General features: G+C 40.2%; 23 protein-coding genes. 13 read left to right on the top strand and 10 right to left on the bottom strand.

Features of this window, described 5'->3' with window-relative positions; translation table 11 throughout:
• Positions 1 to 19 precede the first annotated feature (19 nt).
• From RQ763_RS01740 to RQ763_RS01760, 5 genes are all read left to right on the top strand, one after another.
• A complete protein-coding gene (locus RQ763_RS01740) occupies positions 20 to 1,174 on the top strand; it encodes a cation:proton antiporter (protein ID WP_314150764.1) in 1,155 nt (384 codons plus the stop codon).
• Positions 1,175 to 1,179: 5 nt separating this feature from the next.
• A complete protein-coding gene (locus RQ763_RS01745) occupies positions 1,180 to 2,007 on the top strand; it encodes an HAD-IIB family hydrolase (protein WP_314150765.1) in 828 nt (275 codons plus the stop codon).
• On the top strand, positions 2,000 to 3,265 hold the full coding sequence (locus RQ763_RS01750; RefSeq protein ID WP_314150767.1) for a sugar MFS transporter: 1,266 nt from the start codon (positions 2,000 to 2,002) through the stop codon (positions 3,263 to 3,265). The genes RQ763_RS01745 and RQ763_RS01750 overlap by 8 nt, the downstream gene beginning before the upstream one ends.
• Positions 3,262 to 4,098, top strand: a complete 837-nt coding sequence (locus tag RQ763_RS01755) for a D-hexose-6-phosphate mutarotase (protein ID WP_314150768.1) — start codon at positions 3,262 to 3,264, stop codon at positions 4,096 to 4,098. The genes RQ763_RS01750 and RQ763_RS01755 overlap by 4 nt, the downstream gene beginning before the upstream one ends.
• A gap of 132 nt (positions 4,099 to 4,230) precedes the next feature.
• Positions 4,231 to 4,482, top strand: coding sequence for an iron oxidase oxidoreductase (locus RQ763_RS01760; RefSeq protein ID WP_314150770.1), 252 nt, complete (start codon positions 4,231 to 4,233; stop codon positions 4,480 to 4,482).
• 7 nt (positions 4,483 to 4,489) lie between these two features.
• Here RQ763_RS01760 and RQ763_RS01765 read toward each other — a convergent pair whose 3' ends face one another.
• Positions 4,490 to 5,464, bottom strand: a complete 975-nt coding sequence (locus RQ763_RS01765) for a lytic murein transglycosylase (protein WP_314150771.1) — start codon at positions 5,462 to 5,464, stop codon at positions 4,490 to 4,492.
• 109 nt (positions 5,465 to 5,573) lie between these two features.
• On the opposite strand from RQ763_RS01765, the gene RQ763_RS01770 reads away from it, so the two are divergent.
• Complete coding sequence (locus RQ763_RS01770) at positions 5,574 to 5,720, top strand: hypothetical protein (protein ID WP_314150772.1); 147 nt, start codon at positions 5,574 to 5,576, stop codon at positions 5,718 to 5,720.
• Here the strand turns inward: RQ763_RS01770 and murU are convergent.
• The 8 genes from murU to secG form a co-directional block, all read right to left on the bottom strand.
• Positions 5,707 to 6,369: an N-acetylmuramate alpha-1-phosphate uridylyltransferase MurU gene (murU, locus tag RQ763_RS01775; protein ID WP_314150774.1), complete on the bottom strand. Its 663-nt coding sequence runs from the start codon at positions 6,367 to 6,369 to the stop codon at positions 5,707 to 5,709. The two genes, RQ763_RS01770 and murU, sit on opposite strands and share 14 nt — an antisense overlap.
• Positions 6,366 to 7,304, bottom strand: a complete 939-nt coding sequence (locus RQ763_RS01780; RefSeq protein ID WP_314150776.1) for an aminoglycoside phosphotransferase family protein — start codon at positions 7,302 to 7,304, stop codon at positions 6,366 to 6,368. The genes murU and RQ763_RS01780 overlap by 4 nt, the downstream gene beginning before the upstream one ends.
• The gene (locus RQ763_RS01785) at positions 7,297 to 8,403 is read right to left on the bottom strand and encodes an anhydro-N-acetylmuramic acid kinase (protein WP_314150777.1); all 1,107 of its coding nucleotides are present in this window, start codon (positions 8,401 to 8,403) and stop codon (positions 7,297 to 7,299) included. The genes RQ763_RS01780 and RQ763_RS01785 overlap by 8 nt, the downstream gene beginning before the upstream one ends.
• On the bottom strand, positions 8,396 to 9,868 hold the full coding sequence (locus RQ763_RS01790) for a sodium:solute symporter (RefSeq protein WP_314150778.1): 1,473 nt from the start codon (positions 9,866 to 9,868) through the stop codon (positions 8,396 to 8,398). The genes RQ763_RS01785 and RQ763_RS01790 overlap by 8 nt, the downstream gene beginning before the upstream one ends.
• On the bottom strand, positions 9,868 to 10,980 hold the full coding sequence (locus RQ763_RS01795; RefSeq protein ID WP_314150780.1) for a glycoside hydrolase family 3 N-terminal domain-containing protein: 1,113 nt from the start codon (positions 10,978 to 10,980) through the stop codon (positions 9,868 to 9,870). The genes RQ763_RS01790 and RQ763_RS01795 overlap by 1 nt, the downstream gene beginning before the upstream one ends.
• 25 nt (positions 10,981 to 11,005) lie before the next feature.
• Positions 11,006 to 11,614, bottom strand: coding sequence for an orotate phosphoribosyltransferase (pyrE, locus tag RQ763_RS01800; RefSeq protein WP_314150781.1), 609 nt, complete (start codon positions 11,612 to 11,614; stop codon positions 11,006 to 11,008).
• A gap of 5 nt (positions 11,615 to 11,619) precedes the next feature.
• Positions 11,620 to 12,177, bottom strand: coding sequence for a ribosome recycling factor (gene frr, locus RQ763_RS01805; protein ID WP_314150782.1), 558 nt, complete (start codon positions 12,175 to 12,177; stop codon positions 11,620 to 11,622).
• Positions 12,178 to 12,272: 95 nt separating this feature from the next.
• A complete protein-coding gene (gene secG, locus RQ763_RS01810) occupies positions 12,273 to 12,605 on the bottom strand; it encodes a preprotein translocase subunit SecG (protein WP_314150784.1) in 333 nt (110 codons plus the stop codon).
• 97 nt (positions 12,606 to 12,702) lie between these two features.
• On the opposite strand from secG, the gene RQ763_RS01815 reads away from it, so the two are divergent.
• Genes RQ763_RS01815 through RQ763_RS01830 form a run of 4 tightly spaced genes read left to right on the top strand, consistent with a single transcriptional unit; the run spans position 12,703 to position 15,866 of the window.
• Complete coding sequence (locus RQ763_RS01815; RefSeq protein ID WP_314150785.1) at positions 12,703 to 13,617, top strand: metal ABC transporter substrate-binding protein; 915 nt, start codon at positions 12,703 to 12,705, stop codon at positions 13,615 to 13,617.
• Positions 13,614 to 14,378, top strand: a complete 765-nt coding sequence (locus RQ763_RS01820; RefSeq protein WP_314150786.1) for a metal ABC transporter ATP-binding protein — start codon at positions 13,614 to 13,616, stop codon at positions 14,376 to 14,378. Before RQ763_RS01815 ends, RQ763_RS01820 begins: the two co-directional genes overlap by 4 nt.
• A complete protein-coding gene (locus RQ763_RS01825) occupies positions 14,356 to 15,177 on the top strand; it encodes a metal ABC transporter permease (RefSeq protein ID WP_314150788.1) in 822 nt (273 codons plus the stop codon). The genes RQ763_RS01820 and RQ763_RS01825 overlap by 23 nt, the downstream gene beginning before the upstream one ends.
• On the top strand, positions 15,174 to 15,866 hold the full coding sequence (locus RQ763_RS01830) for a methyltransferase domain-containing protein (RefSeq protein ID WP_314150789.1): 693 nt from the start codon (positions 15,174 to 15,176) through the stop codon (positions 15,864 to 15,866). The genes RQ763_RS01825 and RQ763_RS01830 overlap by 4 nt, the downstream gene beginning before the upstream one ends.
• Here RQ763_RS01830 and RQ763_RS01835 read toward each other — a convergent pair.
• Positions 15,848 to 16,294 (bottom strand): MOSC domain-containing protein, encoded by a 447-nt coding sequence (locus RQ763_RS01835; RefSeq protein ID WP_314150790.1) that lies wholly within the window; start codon positions 16,292 to 16,294, stop codon positions 15,848 to 15,850. The genes RQ763_RS01830 and RQ763_RS01835 overlap by 19 nt on opposite strands.
• A gap of 269 nt (positions 16,295 to 16,563) precedes the next feature.
• Here RQ763_RS01835 and soxC point away from each other — a divergent pair, with 269 nt between their 5' ends.
• The 3 genes from soxC to soxY are packed head-to-tail and all read left to right on the top strand — an operon-like array spanning position 16,564 to position 19,566.
• Entirely contained in the window at positions 16,564 to 17,907 is a 1,344-nt protein-coding gene (soxC, locus tag RQ763_RS01840; RefSeq protein WP_314150792.1) for a sulfite dehydrogenase, read from the top strand.
• Between the two features lie 12 nt (positions 17,908 to 17,919).
• A complete protein-coding gene (locus RQ763_RS01845) occupies positions 17,920 to 19,071 on the top strand; it encodes a c-type cytochrome (protein WP_314150793.1) in 1,152 nt (383 codons plus the stop codon).
• 39 nt (positions 19,072 to 19,110) lie between these two features.
• Positions 19,111 to 19,566, top strand: coding sequence for a thiosulfate oxidation carrier protein SoxY (gene soxY / locus RQ763_RS01850; RefSeq protein WP_314150794.1), 456 nt, complete (start codon positions 19,111 to 19,113; stop codon positions 19,564 to 19,566).
• Positions 19,567 to 19,579 lie beyond the last annotated feature (13 nt).

Raw genomic sequence — 19,579 nt, forward strand, 5'->3', positions numbered from 1 at the left:
CAGTTCAGAGTGAAATCAAATGCATCAGATTTTTATTCCTATACTTATACTTTTGGGATTTCTAACAAGCAACGGCGACCAATCGGTTCCTGAGATACTTAGAAATACTTTTATAAGTGCCGTTTTTGTTATCGGTTTTATGTTTATCGTGGGAAAAAGAGTTATGACTTGGCTTCTGCACTTCTCGGCTTCAAGCGAAGTTGATGAGCTTTTTATGGGTTCGGTTCTTTTTATAGTCGTCTCTGCTGCACTTTTAGCTTCCTACATGGGCTTTACATACTCTCTGGGGGCATTTGTGGCGGGAATGATTATAGCCGAGACAAAATATCATCATAAAGTAGAATCGGACATTGCACCTTTTAAAGATATTCTTCTTGGAACATTTTTTATTGTTGTAGGTATGAAGATAGATATTCTTTTCTTTATTGACAACATCGGACTCATCGTCGGTATCTTCTTGATCGTTCTGGTTTTGAAGACTATTATTACCTATATTGTCGTGCGCATCACATCTTCACATGTGCTCTCCTTAAAAACAGCACTTGCAATCTCACAGGTTGGAGAGTTCTCCTTTGTTATCTTTGCGGTTGCAAGCATGGGCGGTCTTTTGGAAAGAGAGCTTGAGTCTCTTTTCGTTCTTGTGGTTATCTTCTCAATGGTAGTGACCCCGTTTTTTATCTCAAGAATCAATCGATTTGTTGCCTATGTTACCCGTTTTGAATATCTTGGGCTAAACACCTCTGCATTTATATCCAGAAAAAACCATGTAATCGTCTGCGGCTACAGTACCATCGGTAAATTTGTCGCCAAAAATCTTGATGTGCTTGGCGCTCCGTATGTCATAATCGACAACAACCCAAAGCATGTTCAAGAGGCACTATCTAGCGGAAAAGAGGCGTATTTGGGAGATATGTCAAAACTCTCACTCTTAGAAGCACTTCATGTAGAGAGTTCGGCGGCAATTATAGTTACACTTGATAATATCGAGAAGAAAAGAGCGATTTGTGAGGCGGTTTTAAAGCATACAAAAGATATCAACCTTATAGTAAAAGTCGCTACTCTTGAAGATAAAGAGAATTTGCAGGATTTAGATATTACCTCCATTGTTGATACCAAAGTTGAAGTAGGACGTCTGCTTGTGGAAAAAATGGGCTCATGTAAGATGAGGTACTAATCAGAATGAAAAATGCCTACATTACGGATTTGGATCACACTTTTTTGCGAACCGATTTGTCTGTGAGCTCCTTTACAAAAGAGATATGGAACGGTCTTGGAGTTGACTCCATCCTTAGTATCGCAACTGCTAGAACATATAAAAAGACGGCACAGTTTTTAAAAGATGTAGATGTCAATGCTCCGATGATACTGCTTGACGGTGCTTTGATAGCAACGATGGATAAAAAAATAATCAGCACAAAGTTTATAAACAAAGAGGTTGGGGATGCGGTTGTAGACGAGGGCGCAAAGTTCGGTATCTACCCCTTCATCCTCTCGTTGGCGGATAAAAATCTGAGCGAAGCCTTCTCCTACTCTACAGTTTTAAATGCATATCAAACAAAGATTCTTAAAAACTACAAAAAAGATGACCATCACCATCAAGAGAGAAACCTTCGCGCAATAAGTGATAATTTTAAGATTGTATATTTTGGTGAAGAGGAGCTTTTAAGAAGAGTCGCATCGCATCTTAGGAGAGTTTTTGGAGACACTCTTAAGTATATTTTGGCTCCAGAAGCCTATGCGGGTTGCTACTTTTTGACTCTGCTTCACAAAGATGCAGACAAATCCCACGGCATACGAAGTGTAAGCGAAGCAATCGGTTTTGACTTAAAGAAGTTGACGGTTTTTGGAGACAACTTTAATGACATAGGCATGTTTGAGTTAGCGGGAACATCCGTTGCAGTTGCCAATGCTCAAGAGGGCGTAAAAAAGGTGGCAAAAATAGTTCTGCCGCACACAAATGATGAAGACGGCGTTGCAAACTATCTTAAGGGGCTTAAAAATGTCTAACAAAACATCGTTCCTTCCAATGGTTATCATAGGGGTTCTCTTCTTTATATTTGGCTTTGTTACATGGCTAAACGGCTCGCTTATCCCATTTTTAAAGGTTATATGCGACCTTAACGAGTTTGAAGCCCTTTTTGTAACATTTGTCTTCTACATCTCCTATACTGTAATGGCTCTGCCGATGTCTTATGTGATTGAAAAAATAGGGTATAAAAACTCAATGGCACTCGGCTTGGCGATAATGGCAGTGGGAAGTCTTCTCTTTATCCCAGCAGCGCAGAGTGCCAGTTTTACACTTTTCTTGATAGCTCTTTTTGCGCTCGGGTCGGGTCTTACCATCTTGCAGACCGCATCAAACCCCTACATAGTCTGCATAGGACCCATAGAGAGCGCGGCGATGCGCATAAGTATCATGGGGCTTATAAACAAGGGTGCGGGGGTCATTGCGCCTCTTCTCTTTACTGCCTTTATACTCTCAGGCATCGGCTCTTTGGAGGATCTTACCGCACACTCAAAAGAGGAGCTTGCTTCAAAGCTTGTAGTTCCATACATTGTTATGGCGCTGCTGCTTAGCTCTCTTATCATCCTTGTGAAGTTCTCCAAGCTTCCCGAACTTGAGTTTGAAAAAGATGAAGCCGATGAACAAAAGAGTATCTTTGCGTTTCCGCGCGTGGTTTTGGGTGCATCTGCACTCTTTTTCTATGTAGGCATAGAGGTTATGGCGGGAGACACCATCGGACTTTACGGACAGCATTTAGGCTTAACAAATGTCACCGCCCTAACCTCTTATGTAATGTCTTTTATGGTGATTGGGTATGCGCTGGGTGTCGCGCTCATACCGAAATATCTCTCGCAAGAGCGTGCACTCATAGGCTCTGCACTTTTTGGAATACTCTTTTTGCTCGGCGTAGTGCTCTCATCTCAAAGTCACGGAATTTCAGAGGTTTTATGGGGATGGAGCGGTATTAGAACTCTTCCGAATACGGTAACTTTTGTAGCACTTTTGGGATTTGCAAACGCTCTTGTCTGGCCGACAATCTGGCCGCTAGCACTTGAGGGCTTGGGAAAGCGCACTGCACAAGCAAGCGCTCTTTTGATTATGGCTATAGCGGGCGGAGCCATTCTTCCTCTTATATTTGGAAAAATATCCCATATCAGCGGAGATATGCAATCAACCTATCTTCTAGGGATGATTAGTTATCTTTTTATACTCCTCTACGCCATAAAATGGCACAAGATAAAGTCTTGGAATGAGTTGTGATAACTCACAAAAAACTCTCTAACGGCTTTGAGTATATTGAGGTAAAAAACTCTGCTGCAGAGGCAAAAATTGCTCTGCAGGGTGCACATCTGTTTCACTACGCTAGAGTGGATGAAGAGCCGATACTTTGGCTAAGCGAAGTAAGTGATTTTGAGCCAGGAAAAGCTATCCGCGGTGGTGTTCCTATCTGTTGGCCGTGGTTTGGATTTCATGAAAACAAATCTCTGCCGCAACACGGTTTTGCAAGAGTCTCCATGTGGGAGCTTGTCTATAGTGATGAGTCGGACGAGAAGAGAACAACTTTGACTTTTAGGCTGACTAATAGTAACCAAACACTCAAGATATGGCTCTATAAATTTGAGCTTGAGCTGCATGTCACTATCTCAGATAAGCTTACTATGGAACTTAAAACTACAAATATAGATGATAAAGAGTTTGAGATTACACAAGCGCTGCATAGCTATTTTAAAGTTTCGCATATCTCTAATGTGAGTGTCAAGGGGTTGGATAAAAAACCATATCTTGATGCGCTTACATACAAAAATGAGGTGCAGGAGGGCGATATAAGCTTCAATCAAGAGGTCGACAGAGTTTACCAAGAGGTTGATGGCAAAATCGTTTTAAAAGATAAAAAGAGAGAGATTATCATAAACAACGACGGCTCATCTTCCGTGGTTGTTTGGAATCCGTGGATAGAAAAAACTTCAAGAATGAGCGCAATGAAAAAAGATGCCTACGAGCATATGCTCTGCATAGAATCAGCAAACGCCTTTGATGATGCGAGAGTTGTAAAGCCCCAAAAGTCCCATACGCTAAAAGCCACAATTTTTTAATAAAATAAAATTTGACGAAGAGAGTAGATTTTATTGTTTATGAATATTTAAGAGAAAAAGAATAAAGTATAGTTGTGGGAAGAGCATTTATGGTTAAATGTAATTTTTACAAATTCCTAGTAGGAGATGAGAATGAAAGTTTCATCAAGAAGAGATTTTTTCAGATATATGGCTATGCTTGGGCTTGTAACATGGGGTGTTTCTCCGCTTTTAGCAAAAGGAACAAAAGAGAAGACGATGTATCAGGATAGTCCAAAAGATGGTAAAAAATGTATAGACTGTCTTCATTTTTTGCCAGAAACAAACGAGTGTAAAATAGTAGAGGGTTCCATAAGTCCAGATGGCTGGTGTGTGCTCTATTTTAAAGACCCGAGAAAAAAGTAACTAAACTTTACTTCTCAAGCATAGTATGTGCATCATACGCGAGACGCATAACGCCGATGGCGTAGTTTGAAGAGTTGTTGTAGCGCATTATTTTTTTGGCATAAGTTCTTAGATATTGGAGTTCCTCCTTGTCACATGCAAAACAGTCGTATGTTTTGTCTGCTTTGGAACTTTTCTCATAAACTAGTGAAGCGTTCTCATTTTCAAACTCATAGTCGTACCATTTGGATTCAATACTTACGATATCGGGTATTTTGCTCCACTCTATCAGCTCTGTAAATTCTGCTTTTTGGCGTAAAAAATTAGCTGTAGATGTGATGGCGTCTTCCATCTTTGTCAAATCCGCTATTTTCGTTTTATACCCATGGGCATATACAAAACTGTTTGGCATAAACTGTGGAATGCCGACTGCTCCTGCGTAAGAGCTTGGCAGGGTGCACTCTTCGGGCGTTACTTCTTTTTTGTAGCAGTGGGTAATTATGGAAGCCATGTTTGTTTTTCCCATGTTTATAAGCCACTTCTCTCTTGGTGTATTTGGCTCTGTTCTGACGACCAAAGTGTTAAAGACAATAAATGCGTCATGGGTCGGCTTTATCTTTCCAAGCCTTGTCTCTTTGATCAAAATAGCGGCAATTATCTCACGGTTTACGCCATATTTTTGCTCTGCAAAATCATAAACCTCACTATACTCTTTGAGATGCTTAACCATATCGGGCACATACTTTACAAGCACGTTATTTGCTTTTTTCTCATTTTTTTTATGGGTTGTAATGTATTTTGGCTGAAGATATTTATAGCTAATCTCATCAAACTTTTTTGTCTTAAAGTAAGAGAGCAAAAACTTGTTTGCATACTCATATGAGACACCGTTTTTGACGGCACTGTTGCAGACATCTATATAATCTTTGTTTTTAAATTCGCAGTTGTCATATTTTGCAAACAGCAATGTTCCCAGAGAAAGTATAAAAAATATTTTAAACATCATAAACCTTTTTTTCTATCAATTTTAGTATAGCATGTTAAACCAAATCCTATTTTAGGTAATAAAAATATTTGTTATAATTTCAAAAAAATTTAAAATAGGAATAGAGATGGAAGTAGATAAGGCTTGCGACAATAAAATATGCATGAAAAGTGATGAGTGCGCAAGATATCAATCATATTTAGAGGGAAATAAGGACTATAAGACCTTTAAAGGCACAGAGATAAAAGGGTGTGGGCAGTTTATACAGAAGTAGCGTTTATCTCTTTAAGCCTTTGCGGCGTGCCTATATCATACCATCTTCCGTCATAAAGAGAGCCGCCTACTTTGCCCTTCTCTACCGCCTCTCTAAGCAGTGGTGCAAGCGGCATCTTTTGGTTTTGTAAGCCCTCAAAAAGTTTAGCAGAGTAGTACCCGATACCTGAAAACGTAAATCTTCTTTTTGTATCGTTGCTAACCCTGTTTTTATATAGCGCAAAGTCCCCATCTGGATTATGTTTTGGATTTGGAACTAAGATGAGATGAGCCAAGTCATCCCTTAGGTCAAAACCTGTTTCAAACTCATAGTCGCACCAGATATCGCTGTTTACTACCAAAAATGTCTCACTCTCTATAAGAGGCAGAGCGTTTATAATCCCGCCGGCACTCTCAAGCGCCCCGCTTTGTCTCTCATCCGAGTAGATTAGGTTGACCCCCCACTCTGAGCCGTCGCCCAGACTCTTCTCTATCATGTCGCCGAGATGGTCTATATTGATGACTATTTCGCTAAATCCAAGAGAAGCAAGCCTCTCTATATGCCAAACAATAAGACTTTTGCCATGAACTTTTAAAAGCGGTTTTGGAGTTTTATCGCTAAGCGGACGCATTCTCTCTCCGCGTCCTGCTGCTAAAATCATAGCTTTCATTTAAGGCTGCTTAGAAATTTTGCAAACTCTTGTGTTTCGTTATATCTGCTTGCCGTATCTATAACATACTTGAGAGTCAGAGGTATGTCTTTTAAATAACTCTCTTTTTTATCGCGGATATGAAGGCGAGAGAAGATTCCAAGCACCTTTATATGTCTTTGAAGTCCCATAAAATCAAACCATTTTATAAATGTTTCATTGTCCACTTTGAGCCCTTTTTTGTCGCGAAATTCTAGAGCCAGCTCTTTTATGCTTCTTCTGTCATAAGCGACGTAGCAATCTTTTAGCAGCGAGACCAAGTCATAGGTGATAGCACCGCTCATCGCGTCTTGATAGTCGATGATGCCGAGTTTATTGTTCTCTTTTAGCATTATGTTTCTTGAGTGAAAATCGCGATGAACAAATGTTTCTTGTGGCTGTTCAAGAACAGTGTTTGAGATGGTATCAAGGCTGTTCGCTATAAGCTCTTTTTGCGCCTCTGTCGGCTTTACATGAAGATATTTTTCTATGTACCACTCCTGCATCAAATCCATCTCTGCATGTAGGAACTCTTTGTCATAAAGCCGAAGTCCCGTGACATTGGCTTTTTGCATCTTTAAGATAGTGTTCATGGCTTTTGTGTAGTAAGCTTTAAAGTTGTTTTGATTTAAGATATCCAGATAGTGCTTAGTCCCGAAATCTTCGAGTATCAAGTAGCCATTATCTATATTTTGTTCAAATATTTTAGGCACGCCTACATCTGCGCTTTGAAGTCTCGATGTCACATCAAGAAAGGATTTAAGTGACTCTTTTTCAAGTGAAGAGTCCATTAGAAGTGCGGTTTTGTTGCCGTCTCGCAGCCTGTAATATTTTCTAAAACTCGCATCTGCCAGAGCAGACTCAACAATGTAGTTTTTAAAGGTCGTTGTTTTTAGCCAAGTTTCTGTTTTACTCATAAATAGCACCCAATATAGAATCTTTTGACGCTCCTGTTACGGAGGATAATTTAACACAATTTTTGTGCACTCTCTCATGTGCGAGCCATGCGAAAGCCATAGCTTCCATAAACTCGCTGCTTACCCCGCACTCATCGCTTGAAACCACTTCCACACCTCTTAGTACATCTCCGAGTCTCTGCATAAGATAGCCGTTATTAACACCGCCGCCGCATACTATAAGTAAATTTACTTCATTTTTTTTGACCTCATTTGCGATATTTGAGACTGTCAGTTCCAAAAGCGTTGCCTGCACATCTCTGTTCTTTATATGCAGAGTGCCGCCCTTTTTCTGTAGAAAAATCTCAAGCTCTCTCTCAAGCCATGCCCCATTGAAAAGCTCTCGTCCCGTGCTCTTTGGAGCTTTTTTTAAGAAATAGGGTTCGCTAAGCATCTGCACTAAGAGCTCAGAGTTTGGAGTTCCTGATTTTGCCCATCTTCCATCCTCATCAAACGTTGCACTGTTGTGAAGAGAAACCCAGTAATCCATAAGAACATTTCCGCATCCGGTATCGTACCCCATGAGATTTTCTCCCAAAAGAGACAAATTTGCCATCCCCCCGATATTTACAACGGCAATTTTGCTCTTTAGTCTTGAGAAAATATATTGGTGAAATGCGGGTGCAAAGGGAGCGCCCTGACCGCCTAACGCCATGTCCTTTCGTCTGAAATCACTAATGACACTAACGCCTGTAATCGCTGTGATAACGTTAGGATTGCCCAGTTGCATGGAGAAGGGATAGTCACCATCGGGCTCATGCCACAGTGTTTGTCCATGCAGACCGATAGCGGCTATCTGCTTTTTATCTATCTTTTTTTGGGATATAAAACGCTCTAGCGTATCTGCGTACATTTTTCCAAGGCGCGTATCAAGTTCGCCGATTTGCTTAAGTGTTACAGGGGTTTTTAGCGCTTTTAAAATTTTCTCTTTTATCTCTTTGTCAAAAGAGTATTTGTCCGAGTGAAGGAGTTCAAAGCTGTGTTCTTTGATTTGGCAGTAGGCAATATCAATGCCGTCAAGACTTGTTCCCGACATTACACCGATGTAAAATTCACTCATTTTTTGCTCCTCCTGTTTGAACGATCAAAAATGCTACGGCGGTGCCGATAACCATCTGCCATGAAAAACCAATCTCAAAGCCAAAGGTATAGGGCTGAAGCGCTAGAACCGTCGCAAATCCGCCAAAAAGACCCCATAAAACACTCTTCTCATTTCCGCGCGATGTAAATATTGCCGAGAAGTATACACCCAAAAGCCCCGTATATGCAAATGCCATAACGCCAAGCGCAAAGTTGATAAGAGAGAGGTCTCCGTGGCGCTGCCAGAAGTAACTCACCATCGCCATAATAGAGAGAAGCACAGCAAAAAGGAGCACTGCAAATCGTGAGGCTTTTACAAAGTGCTGCTCCTCCACTTTGCTTTGTTTTAATCTCCATGGTCTGTAGAGATCCTCAACTGCAACCGATGCCATGGCGCCAAGAACTGAGTTTGTGCTTGAGAGTGCTGCCGCAATTGCTCCGACTGTAACCAACCCTCTTAAACCCTCAGGCATCTCGTTTAGTATGTAGTACATAAAAATCGTAATTTTTTCGCCCTCAAAACTCTGTGTTACGCTGCTTTGCATATAGAAGAGGTACAGAAGCGAGCCGATTGCCAAAAAAAGAAGTACGACGGGAATGGTGAGCAAAATAGAGACAATAAGTGATTTTGCCGCCTCTTTTTTATTTTTGCATGCCAATACTCTTTGCGTCATATCCTGATCAAGTCCGAAGGCAGCGATGTTTAGAAGAAGCCAGCCGCCAAGAAGCCCGATAATACTAAAACTGCCGTCAAACGATGTATCTAAAAAATTTAGTTTGTTCTGTTCGTTAAGCGTCTTTATAATCTCAATGTGTTCAAGCGAAGTGTAGAGATAGATAAGAACAGCGATTCCTGCTCCGATATATGTCACAGCCTGAATAACATCGCTTAAGATGACGGAACGCACACCGCCGAAGTAGGTGTATGCAAGCGCTCCAAACATTAAAACCAAAATGGATAGTGCAACATGAAAAAAGAGTATATCGCTAAATAAAATCATCGATATTGCGAGCGCTCCGATGTAGAGTCTTGCTCCGCTGGCAAGCACTCGCCCTATAAGAAACATCACACCTGCCTGCTTTTTTGCGCTCTGGCCATATCTGGCTTCTAGGAGTTCATAGACCGTAACCGCCTTCATCTCATAATATTTCGGAATCAAAACGTAAGCTACAAAAACAGCCGCCAAAAGTGCAGAGAAGTAAAACCCTATAAATGTAAAATCATGCACATAAGAGTACTCGGGAGCACCCAAGAAAGTGGCGGCTGATTGTGAAGTAGCCAAAACAGATAGAGCGACGGCAAACATCGGCATTGCGTGTGGGGATAAAAAATAGTCCCGCGAGGAGTTGATTTTGGTGCGGCTTAAAACAGCGGATGTAACGGCAAGCATGATAAAATAGGAGGCAAATACAATCCAGTCTAGAGTTGAAAAAGCACTTTGCATTATTTTGTTTTTATCTTAGTGAACAACTGTTCTACTCTTGAATTTGACTCTAAAATTCTACTTAGAGGGATTGAGCCATTTTTTACTTGAGCCAAAATAGTCTCTACAAGTTCATCACTATCTTGAGTGGCTAACTGATTGCCAAAGAGCAGTATATCCACTCCAGAGTTTATAGTTAGTGTCACAATCTGCTCAAGAGTGTAATGATTTGCAATCGCTCCCATCTGCAAATCATCACTAACAATCACCCCTTCATAGCCTAGCTTATCACGTAGCAGCTCCGTGTTTACTTTGTATGAGAGCGTTGAGGGATAAAGCTCATCAAGATTTGAGTTGAAGACATGAGCCGTCATTATCATGCTGGCATCCCCTGAGTGGATAAGTTCTATGTAAGGCTCTAGTTCAACTTCGCTCCATGTCTTGCTGATATCTACAAACCCGTTATGCGAGTCTCCAAGCGATGAACCGTGACCGGGAAAATGTTTTAAAACAGAGATGATATTTTTCTCTCTTAGTGCGCCCATAAATATTTTTGCATACTTAGCGACCTCTTTTGGTTCGCTTGAATATGAGCGTTTTAGTCCGACAATAACCCTGTTTTGAGGGTTGGTTGCCAAATCTACTACCGGCGCGAAGTTACAGTTGATACCTGCATCTTTAAGCGTTTTTGCAAGATTGTCATAGACACGTTTCGTCATGTAGGCATCCATCTCAGAGACTACTTTAGCGGAGGGTGTTGCTTCAAAACCGTATGCGGGCTTGAGTCTTGCAACTTTTCCTCCCTCTTGATCAACGGAGATTAGAAGCGGTTTTAGAGCGAATGATTTGAGCGATGAGGTAAGAGTTTTTAGCTGCGAAGGAGAACTTATATTTTTTGTTTTGCTTCTGTCGTTGAAGTGGCGGTCAAATAAAATGACACCGCCGAGTTCATATTTTTGTATCTGTTTTACGATTTTGCTATCTTTTGTAACGCTTTGTCCGTCAAAACCGATGATAAGCATTCTGCCAATCATCTTTTTAAGCAGCTCATCTTGAGGCATCTCAGAAGCATGTGCATTTTGAAAAAAGAGCATCAATGTAAAAAAAAGAGTGGCTAGTTTCAAAAACAACACCTTCTAACTAAGCTCGTTTTGGATTTTAATTTCCTCTTGAGCCGGGCTTTATAGCTTCGCTTCCGGCTTTGCACATAGGGCACTCATCAGGAGCATACATCTCAAACGTGAAATCCTCCAGCGCAAAAAATGGAATATCTTGCGGAAGTTTACAGTTTGGTTTTGTTGTAATATCACTATTTTCTCGTTTACAAAAACCGCGGTTGGCAAGTGCGGCAACGCCTACTATTTCGCCTCCAAGACTCTTTACAACTAGCGCTGCTTCCATAGCAGATCCACCCGTTGTGATGATATCTTCACACATCAAGACTCTCTCGCCCTTTTTTATCTCAAAGCCTCGGCGAATACTCATCTTGCCATCCACTCTCTCGGCAAATATAGAGCGGACATCAAGTGCGGTTGCAAGCGCAAAACCTGCAATAAGACCGCCAAGAGCGGGGGCGCAGACAGTATCTACTTCCAAACCGCTCTTTTTAATCTCTTTAGCCAGAGCATCTGCGAGAAGTTTTGCTGTTTTTGGATCTTCTAAAACTTTTGCAGATTGGAGATAAAATTGTGAGTGGTTACCGCTGCTTAGTTTAAAATGCCCCTCTAAAAGAGCATCTGAATCCATATATATTTTTTTAATATCCATCTGGCTTATACCTTTAGTATCTCTGCTTCTTTTGTTTTAAGAATGTTATCAACTTCTGCAATGAATTTATCTGTAAGTTTTTGTATGTTCTCTTGAGCAGATTTTGACTCATCAGCCGTTATCTCTTTGTCTTTTTCAAGCTTTTTGATTTTGTCATTAGCATGTTTTCTGTCGTTTCTGATAGCAATCTTTGCAGTCTCGCCCATGCCCTTCATCTGTTTAGCCGACTCTTGTCTCTGATCAACTGTCATGGCAGGAAAAAATAGTTTAATCTGCTCACCATCATTGTTTGGGTTTGCACCTACGTTTGCTTTTGATATAGCGCTCTCAATGGTCGAGAGAAGGTTTTTTTCCCATGGGTTGATAACGATTGTAGTTGCATCCGCTACCAAAATGGAGCCTACCTGATCAAGTGAAGTCATAGTTCCGTAGTAATCAATTCTGACATTGTCCAAAACAGAGGTGGTCACCTTACCTGTTCTAAGTGTTTTAAAATCTTTTAGCATATGATTTACGCTTGCTCTCATCTCTGATTCGCATGCATTGAATATTTCATTTAGCATTTAGTTTCCTTATGTATGAAAAATAGTGGCGCCATTGTAGCGAGAAATGCCTAAAAAAAAGATTTTATAAAGAGTGTAGTTGCAAAAAATTGCAACTATTTCGGAGGTGTAGTTTCGCTCTGTGCGGGTGTTGGAGTTATAGCAGATGGAGCTTGAACGTCAGTTGTTTCAATCATATTGTCAACGACCGATTCAGTTGCAGCCGATGAGTACATATAGCCTAGCGCTATTGTATTTATAACAAATAAAAAGCCTATAGTAAAAGTTGTTTTTGCTAAAAAACTTGCTGGACCTTTTGCTCCAAAAACAGAGTCATTTGAGCCGCTGTATGCCCCTAAACCTATGCTTGAGCTTTTTTGCAGAAGTACCGCTATTATAATCATTACGACTAAAATTATTTGAACAATAAGTAGAAAACTAGCTGTCATTATATATATCCTGAGTTTTAAAAGTTGCGAATTATACCCAAAAAAACCAATTGTTGCAAAATAAGATATAATTTCAAAAAAATGTTTGGAAATATCAATGAATTTTAAAAATAAATTTTTTTTGACTGCAATCTTGCTTGTTACGTCAATATCTCTTGGGGCAGAAGAAAAACTTAATGAAAAACCTACTATCGCGGTGAGTACCTTTTCGCTCTACGATATAGCAAAAAATATAGCCTCCGACACGGCGGAGACCTTTATGATTCTACCTTTTGGGGTAGATGCGCACAGCTATGCGCCGACTCCTAAAGATATGGTTAAGATATCAAGAAGTAATCTTGTTCTTTATAATGGTATCGGTTTGGAGCCGTGGATAGAGGGGTTTGAGTTTAAAAACAGAGCGCTCAATATGGGTCTGCATGTAAAACTGATGGAGGTTGGCGGAGATGAAGATCAGCACAACCATGATGACCACAACCATGGCAGAGTAGACCCCCACTACTGGCAGAGTCCGCAAAATATGATGCTTGCTACAGAGCGAATAACGGAGGAGCTTATTGCACTTTTTCCAAAAAACAGAGAGCTGTACTCGAAAAACAGAGATAGTTATATAGCAATGCTAAAAAATCTTGATGAAGATTACAAAAAAGAGCTCTCCTCGTGTCAGCTCGATACAATCATTGTAAATCACAACGCATTTTCTTATCTGGCAACTAGATACGGCTTCCATACAGAGGCTCTAAGCGGGCTATCTCCTGAAGCCGAGCCGAGCGCAAAAAATATGATAAAGCTTATTAAGTTTATTAGAGAGCATAACGTAGAGACCATATTTTTTGAGAAGTTTGCGAATAAGAAAACTATAAAAAGCATAGCAAAAGAGGCAAATGTCTCTTACGATGTTCTTCAGCCGCTTGGCAATATCACTGCAGATGAGGCAAAAGAGAAACTGAGTTATGAAGATATCATGAGAAGAAATCTTAAAAAAATATCTAAAGCCCTAAAGTGCCAATGAAATTTAGCGTTCCAATATTTGATGTTAAAAATTTAAGCTTTGTTCTTAAGGAGCAGAATATCCTCTCAAACATCTCTCTGGAGATTTTCCCCTCAGAGTATATTGCAATCATAGGACCAAACGGCGGAGGCAAAACAACGCTTATCAGAATGCTTTTGGGTCTTGAGAAGCCAACTTCGGGAGAGGTGAGAATATATGGCAAAAAATTCTCACATTTTAAAGATTGGCATAAAATCGGTTATGTGCCACAGCGTGCTTCGCTTATAGACACCTCTTTTCCGGCGACTGTTTTGGACATCGTAAAGATGGGCAGAACATCACAAAGAAGCATCTTCAAGCCACTAAGCAAACTGGATAAACAACTCGTAGATGATGCAATGGCAAAGATGGATATAAGCGGCTTGAAAGACAAGATGGTAGGAACGCTCTCAGGCGGGCAGAGACAAAGGGTCATGATAGCTCGTGCGCTTGCTTCAAAACCTGAGATCTTGATACTGGATGAGCCAAATACGGGCGTAGATGTTGGCTCTCAAAAAAGGTTTTATGCACTGCTTAGAGAGCTAAATCAAAAAGAGGGTATTACCATTGTTTTTATAACGCATGACATAGGGGTGATTGCCGATGATATAGCAAGACTCTTTACGATAAACCAAAAAGCAATCATCTGCAACAACCCAAAGCAAGCACTTAGCTGTGAAGAGATGAGCGAACTCTACGGAATAGAGGCTCATCTGCTTCATGTTCACAAGCACGAGCATTAACATGTTTGAGATGTTTGAATACGATTTTATGCAAAGAGCGCTTTTGGCGGGAGTCATCATTGCCATCTTAGCCTCCATCAGTGGTACGTTTGTTGTTTTGAGAAGATACTCTTTAATAGGCGAGACGCTGGCACATTCAGCTCTTTTAGGCGTAGCTGTAGGTCTTGTTGCAGAGTACAATCCTCTCTGGTCGGCAGTTGTTTTTGCACTTTTGTCGGCTTGGCTGATTGAGTATCTAAGAAGCGCATTCGCACTCTACAGCGACGCAGTTCTTGCTATTTTGCTCTCAGGCTCTTTGGCGGTAGCAATCATTATCGTCTCTCTTGGAGGGGCATTTAACAACTCACTTTTTTCATATCTTTTTGGTTCCATTCTCTCTGTGAGCAGTGAAGATATTACGGTTATTGCACTCTTTGGAACTCTCTCCTTGGGGGTGCTGCTGCTCTTTTCAAAAGAGTTCTATTTTATTGCTTATGATGAAGAGGTGGCAAAGACCAGCGGCATAAAGGTAAACATTTTAAACTTTGTGCTTGTGAGTGTTGTTGCAATTATTATTGCTCTCTCAATCAGGGTAGTCGGAAGCCTTCTTATAGGTGCTCTTATGATTATTCCCACCATCGCGGCACTGCAATTTAGAGTCGGCTTTTTAAAAACAGTGCTCATCTCTCTTGTATTTTCACTCTTTAGCGTGTTGGTTGGGATGATTCTCTCATTTCACTTTTCACTCCCCTCAGGAGCAACCATAGTGCTATGCATAATCGGGATTTTTATTGTATCTTTGGTTGCTAACAGAAGATGAAGATAAGCTCAGAATTTTCAAAATACGCACTTGATTATAACAGTTATAACGTTATACAAAACAGAGTTATTGAGAAGCTGCTCAGCCATGTAAAAGATAAACCAAAAAATATTTTAGATTTAGGATGCGGAAGCGGAAGCCTTTGTAAGGCAATCAAGTGGGATTATAAGCACTTTTGCGGAGTAGATTTTGCGCAGGGTATGCTAGAGCTGCATCCAAAATCACCAAAGATTGAGCTTATCTACGCAGATTTTAATGACAGTGCCCTTTTTGAAAATAGGCTTACATATATATATAATTTTATCTTTTCTGCTTCGGCTCTTCAGTGGGCGGATGATTTAGAGCAAGTTTTTGGCAGGATCAAGAAGTTAAATACTCCCGTTGCTTTAGCTATATTTACTTCAAATACATTTAAAACCATAAACAAAACAGCATCAATTGACACAATCTTAAGAAGTGCAGAGGAAGTTTGTGAGCTTGGAAAAAAGTATTTTGACGCAAAAACCGAGGTAGTAAACTATAAGCTTGAGTTTGAATCGACAAGAGATATGTTTCGCTACATAAAAAAAAGCGGTGTGAGCGGGTCGAGAAAAGTACTGAGTTACAAAGAGAGCAAAAAACTTCTTCGCGAGTACCCTTTAAGCTATTTGGAGTTTGAAGTCGTTTTTCTCTACTCTTGCAACAAATAGACGTCATTACCTTTTGATACTTTTCCGGGTGTAACAACTTTTGCGAAGATGCCTCTATCGTTTTTTAAAAGTTTCGGTATGCGTTTGTCAAGCACGGAGAGATGGTTGCATATAGTACAGTTTTGGCTTATCTCAAACATCGCTGTGCCGATTTGAAGCCTGCTCCCCATACTCAAGGAGTATGGGTTGTAGTCCATCAAAAGATTTTCACCCAAATATCCGTATGGCATATCTATATTATAATCTTTTGTTAGGTTGTAACTATCACTAGAGGTGATTAAGATAGAGCGGCTGTTGTCTTTGTCGTAAAACTTATCTCCTATAATCCCAAGCAGATCCAGCTCTATAGTAGACCTATTAACTCTTGTAGAACTCTCTTTTGTAGAGATAAAAAGTTCTATAATTTTTCCGACACATTTTTTTGACATTTTTTCACCGTTTTTGAGTAACTTTATATTCGCATAATTTTAACATATTTTTAGTATCAATTATAAAAACTATAAGAGAAGTTAATTTTTTAATTAAAGTGTGAAGAAATATAAAAATGTGAGAAAATTATTACATTATTGATTACATTGCTTGACAATTTAATTTAATTTCATATATAATCTCCGTCTTGCATTTTGTACTATGTATAAAGTTTGTACTGTGCATACTATAAAATCTACAAGATTAAAGAGAAGGAGGTAGATGATAAATGAGTAAAATTTCTGAAAATAATTTAGAAACTACTACTACAAATAGTGTAGAGCAATCAAGTAGAAGAGATTTCTTCAAAAGAACTGCTGCTTATTCTGTAAGCGCTATCGCTGCTACAAGTATCTTAGCACCGGCTAAGTTATTGGCGGATGATGAAAATATTGTTCACCATGTGGAGTGGGGTACAACTTTAGGCGACGAGCTTAATAAGTATCCATATGGTATACCGTCAAAGTATGAGCACAATGTTGTAAGAAGAACATCAAGTCTTCTTTCATCTGCTGGAGACATGCATGCTGCTGTTTCAATGACGCCATTACATGAACTAGAGGGAATCATTACTCCAAATGGATTGCATTTCACTAGAACACACAACGGCGTTGCGCATGTAGATCCAAATAAGTTTAGACTTATGATTCACGGTCTTGTTGATAAGCCAATTGTTTTGACTCTTGATCAGTTGAAAAAATATCCGTCTGAGAGCAGAATTCTTTTCATGGAGTGTCCTGCAAATGGTGCTGCTGAGTGGAAAGGTCCTCAATTCAACTCTTTACAATTCGTAAAAGGTATGATGAGTAATGCAGAGTGGACGGGTGTTCGTCTAAAAACTATCCTTGATGAAATCGGTCTAAAACCGACTGCAAAATGGATGTTAGCTGAGGGATCTGATGGTTCAGAGATGAGCAGAACGGTTCCTGTTGAAAAAGTTTTAGATGATGCAATGATCGTTTGGGCTCAAAATGGTGAGGCAATCAGACCTGAGCAAGGGTATCCTGTTCGTTTGATGTTACCGGGCTGGGAAGCAAACCTGTGTGTTAAGTGGCTTAAGCGTTTAGAGTTCGGTGCAGAACCGTGGTATTGTAAAGAAGAGACTTCTAAATATACGGTTCTTACTGCTAGCGGTAAAGCTATCCAACACTTTTATCCATTAGAAGTTAACTCAATTATCACAACTCCTTGTCCTGAAAAGCCATGGTCAGACCTTAAAAAAGGTGACTTGGTAGAGGTTGAAGGTATTGCGTGGAGTGGTCATGGAACTATTACAGCGGTAGATATATCATTTGATGGTGGAGACAACTATGTTGAAGCAAAACTCAAAGGTTTAGTTCTTCCTAAATCATGGACAAGATTCTCATATATGTACAAATATGAAGGAAAACCTCTTTTGATTCAATCTCGTGCGATGGATGATGCTGGATTTGTTCAACCGTCTGTTTCTCAAGAGAAAGAGATTATTGGTGTAGAAGGTGTTTATCATAGAAACTCAATTGTTACTTGGGAAGTAAGACAAGATGGTTCAGTTCATAATGTTCAAGTTAGAACAGACAACTGTCCAAGTTAGGGAGATTTAGAAATGATAAAATTAAATAGTAAACTAATTATTATTGGTGTTTCCGTAGTCGCAAGCAGTGCGCTCTTCTTTACAGGCTGTTTCGCTTCAAGCGGCTCTGCAGGTGCGTCATCTGCAAAAGTTCAGTCAGCTGCTAACGGTATGTACAACCCGACAAAAGATGCTATAGACGGCGGTGTTACATACAAAAGAGAAAACGGTATGTATACGGCGTATGCTCTTAATGAGCAGCCGACTACAGGCGTTAACTTCGGTAGAGCTCCGACACCAAACGAGCTAAAGGCTTGGGATACAGATATTATGCCTGACGGTACAGGTTTACCTGTTGGCAGCGGTACGGTTGATGAGGGTGAAGCTCTTTACGATAAAGATTGTGCTGTTTGTCACGGTGATTTCGGTGCAGGGGGTAAGGGTTATCCTACTCTAACGGGTGGATCAATAGAGTCTCTTACAAACCAAAGAACTTGCCCTGGAAAAGATGCTCCAAAAAGAACAATCGGAACATATTGGCCACAAGCTAGTACACTTATTTGGTACATTCGCGATGCTATGCCGTATGCAAACCCAAAAAGTTATACACCAGATCAAATGTATGCAATGACTGCTTACTTATTGGCTGAGAATGGTATCCAAATAGACGGTGAAGATATCGAAGAGTTAAATCAAGATAACTTCAAAAAGATTGTAATGCCAAACCGTAACGGTTTTTATCCAGATATCGATGGACCAAAGGGTATTGACAACGTAAGAGCATTTTTTGCAGAGCCTAAAAACTTCGGTGCAGTCGGAACTCGTTGTATGACTAACTGTGGTAAAGAGCCGGTAGCAAGAATTGGAAATGAGATTACAAATGTTGTGCCTCCATACTCTACTCTAAAAGATCTTCCAAAAGAGGATCCAAATGCAGGACCGGTATCAGAGGCTCAAAAACTGTATGAGAAATCATGCGCAGTTTGTCATAAAACTGATGCAATGGGCGCACCTGCAGTAGGAAACAAGAATGCTTGGGCGACAGTAATGGAGCAAGGCATAGATAGAGTTAACCATAACTCTATAAACGGTATTGGCGGTATGCCTCCAAAAGGCGGAGCTATGGACCTTAGTGACGATCAAGTCAAAGACATTGTTAAATTTATGGTAGAATCTAGTAAGTAAGACTTATTAGATCTACTAACATTATATAAAGGAAAGAAAATGCAAAGAAGAAAATTTTTAAGTTTAGGTGCGACAGCAGTAGCTGCGGCATCCGTGTTACCTGTAAGTTTAAGTGCTACTGACTTTAGAGCAACAGCTCCAAAAGCATGGGAAGCTCCTAGCTCTAAAGAGGCAATTGAGGCGCTATTTGGTTCATCAGAAATGATAGATGGACAAATTGAGATCAAAGCTCCAAAGTTAGCTGAAAACGGTGGTGCAGTGCCAATCGGTATTAAATCTAAAGTAGATTTAGCTGTAGTTGCACTATTTCAAGATGCTAACCCGAGAAGTGCTGTTGTGGTTATGGAGTTGCCAGAAGGTTCTGTTGCTGATCTTATGACTAAGATTAAGATGAGAAAAACTGCTAACGTAACTGTTGTTGCAAAGGGCAGAGACGGTAAATTATATTCAGCTGTACAAAAAGTAGAAGTTTCTATTGGTGGCTGTGGAGGTTGATTTAAACCTAAAC

It is taken from the genome of Sulfurimonas sp., from assembly GCF_032250635.1.
GTDB lineage: Bacteria > Campylobacterota > Campylobacteria > Campylobacterales > Sulfurimonadaceae > Sulfurimonas.

What these genes read in the sequence shown, in the direction of transcription:
- RQ763_RS01825 (WP_314150788.1), top strand. Translation starts at nt 14,356, where the DNA reads ATGTTCACAAGCACGAGCATTAACATGTTTGAGATGTTTGAATACGAT.
- RQ763_RS01780 (WP_314150776.1), bottom strand. Translation starts at nt 7,304, where the DNA reads ATGAGTAAAACAGAAACTTGGCTAAAAACAACGACCTTTAAAAACTAC.
- RQ763_RS01820 (WP_314150786.1), top strand. Translation starts at nt 13,614, where the DNA reads ATGAAATTTAGCGTTCCAATATTTGATGTTAAAAATTTAAGCTTTGTT.
- RQ763_RS01740 (WP_314150764.1), top strand. Translation starts at nt 20, where the DNA reads ATGCATCAGATTTTTATTCCTATACTTATACTTTTGGGATTTCTAACA.
- RQ763_RS01745 (WP_314150765.1), top strand. Translation starts at nt 1,180, where the DNA reads ATGAAAAATGCCTACATTACGGATTTGGATCACACTTTTTTGCGAACC.
- pyrE (WP_314150781.1), bottom strand. Translation starts at nt 11,614, where the DNA reads ATGGATATTAAAAAAATATATATGGATTCAGATGCTCTTTTAGAGGGG.
- secG (WP_314150784.1), bottom strand. Translation starts at nt 12,605, where the DNA reads ATGACAGCTAGTTTTCTACTTATTGTTCAAATAATTTTAGTCGTAATG.
- RQ763_RS01835 (WP_314150790.1), bottom strand. Translation starts at nt 16,294, where the DNA reads ATGTCAAAAAAATGTGTCGGAAAAATTATAGAACTTTTTATCTCTACA.
- RQ763_RS01830 (WP_314150789.1), top strand. Translation starts at nt 15,174, where the DNA reads ATGAAGATAAGCTCAGAATTTTCAAAATACGCACTTGATTATAACAGT.
- soxY (WP_314150794.1), top strand. Translation starts at nt 19,111, where the DNA reads ATGCAAAGAAGAAAATTTTTAAGTTTAGGTGCGACAGCAGTAGCTGCG.
- RQ763_RS01765 (WP_314150771.1), bottom strand. Translation starts at nt 5,464, where the DNA reads ATGTTTAAAATATTTTTTATACTTTCTCTGGGAACATTGCTGTTTGCA.
- RQ763_RS01845 (WP_314150793.1), top strand. Translation starts at nt 17,920, where the DNA reads ATGATAAAATTAAATAGTAAACTAATTATTATTGGTGTTTCCGTAGTC.
- frr (WP_314150782.1), bottom strand. Translation starts at nt 12,177, where the DNA reads ATGCTAAATGAAATATTCAATGCATGCGAATCAGAGATGAGAGCAAGC.
- RQ763_RS01785 (WP_314150777.1), bottom strand. Translation starts at nt 8,403, where the DNA reads ATGAGTGAATTTTACATCGGTGTAATGTCGGGAACAAGTCTTGACGGC.
- RQ763_RS01815 (WP_314150785.1), top strand. Translation starts at nt 12,703, where the DNA reads ATGAATTTTAAAAATAAATTTTTTTTGACTGCAATCTTGCTTGTTACG.
- soxC (WP_314150792.1), top strand. Translation starts at nt 16,564, where the DNA reads ATGAGTAAAATTTCTGAAAATAATTTAGAAACTACTACTACAAATAGT.
- murU (WP_314150774.1), bottom strand. Translation starts at nt 6,369, where the DNA reads ATGAAAGCTATGATTTTAGCAGCAGGACGCGGAGAGAGAATGCGTCCG.
- RQ763_RS01770 (WP_314150772.1), top strand. Translation starts at nt 5,574, where the DNA reads ATGGAAGTAGATAAGGCTTGCGACAATAAAATATGCATGAAAAGTGAT.
- RQ763_RS01760 (WP_314150770.1), top strand. Translation starts at nt 4,231, where the DNA reads ATGAAAGTTTCATCAAGAAGAGATTTTTTCAGATATATGGCTATGCTT.
- RQ763_RS01750 (WP_314150767.1), top strand. Translation starts at nt 2,000, where the DNA reads ATGTCTAACAAAACATCGTTCCTTCCAATGGTTATCATAGGGGTTCTC.
- RQ763_RS01790 (WP_314150778.1), bottom strand. Translation starts at nt 9,868, where the DNA reads ATGCAAAGTGCTTTTTCAACTCTAGACTGGATTGTATTTGCCTCCTAT.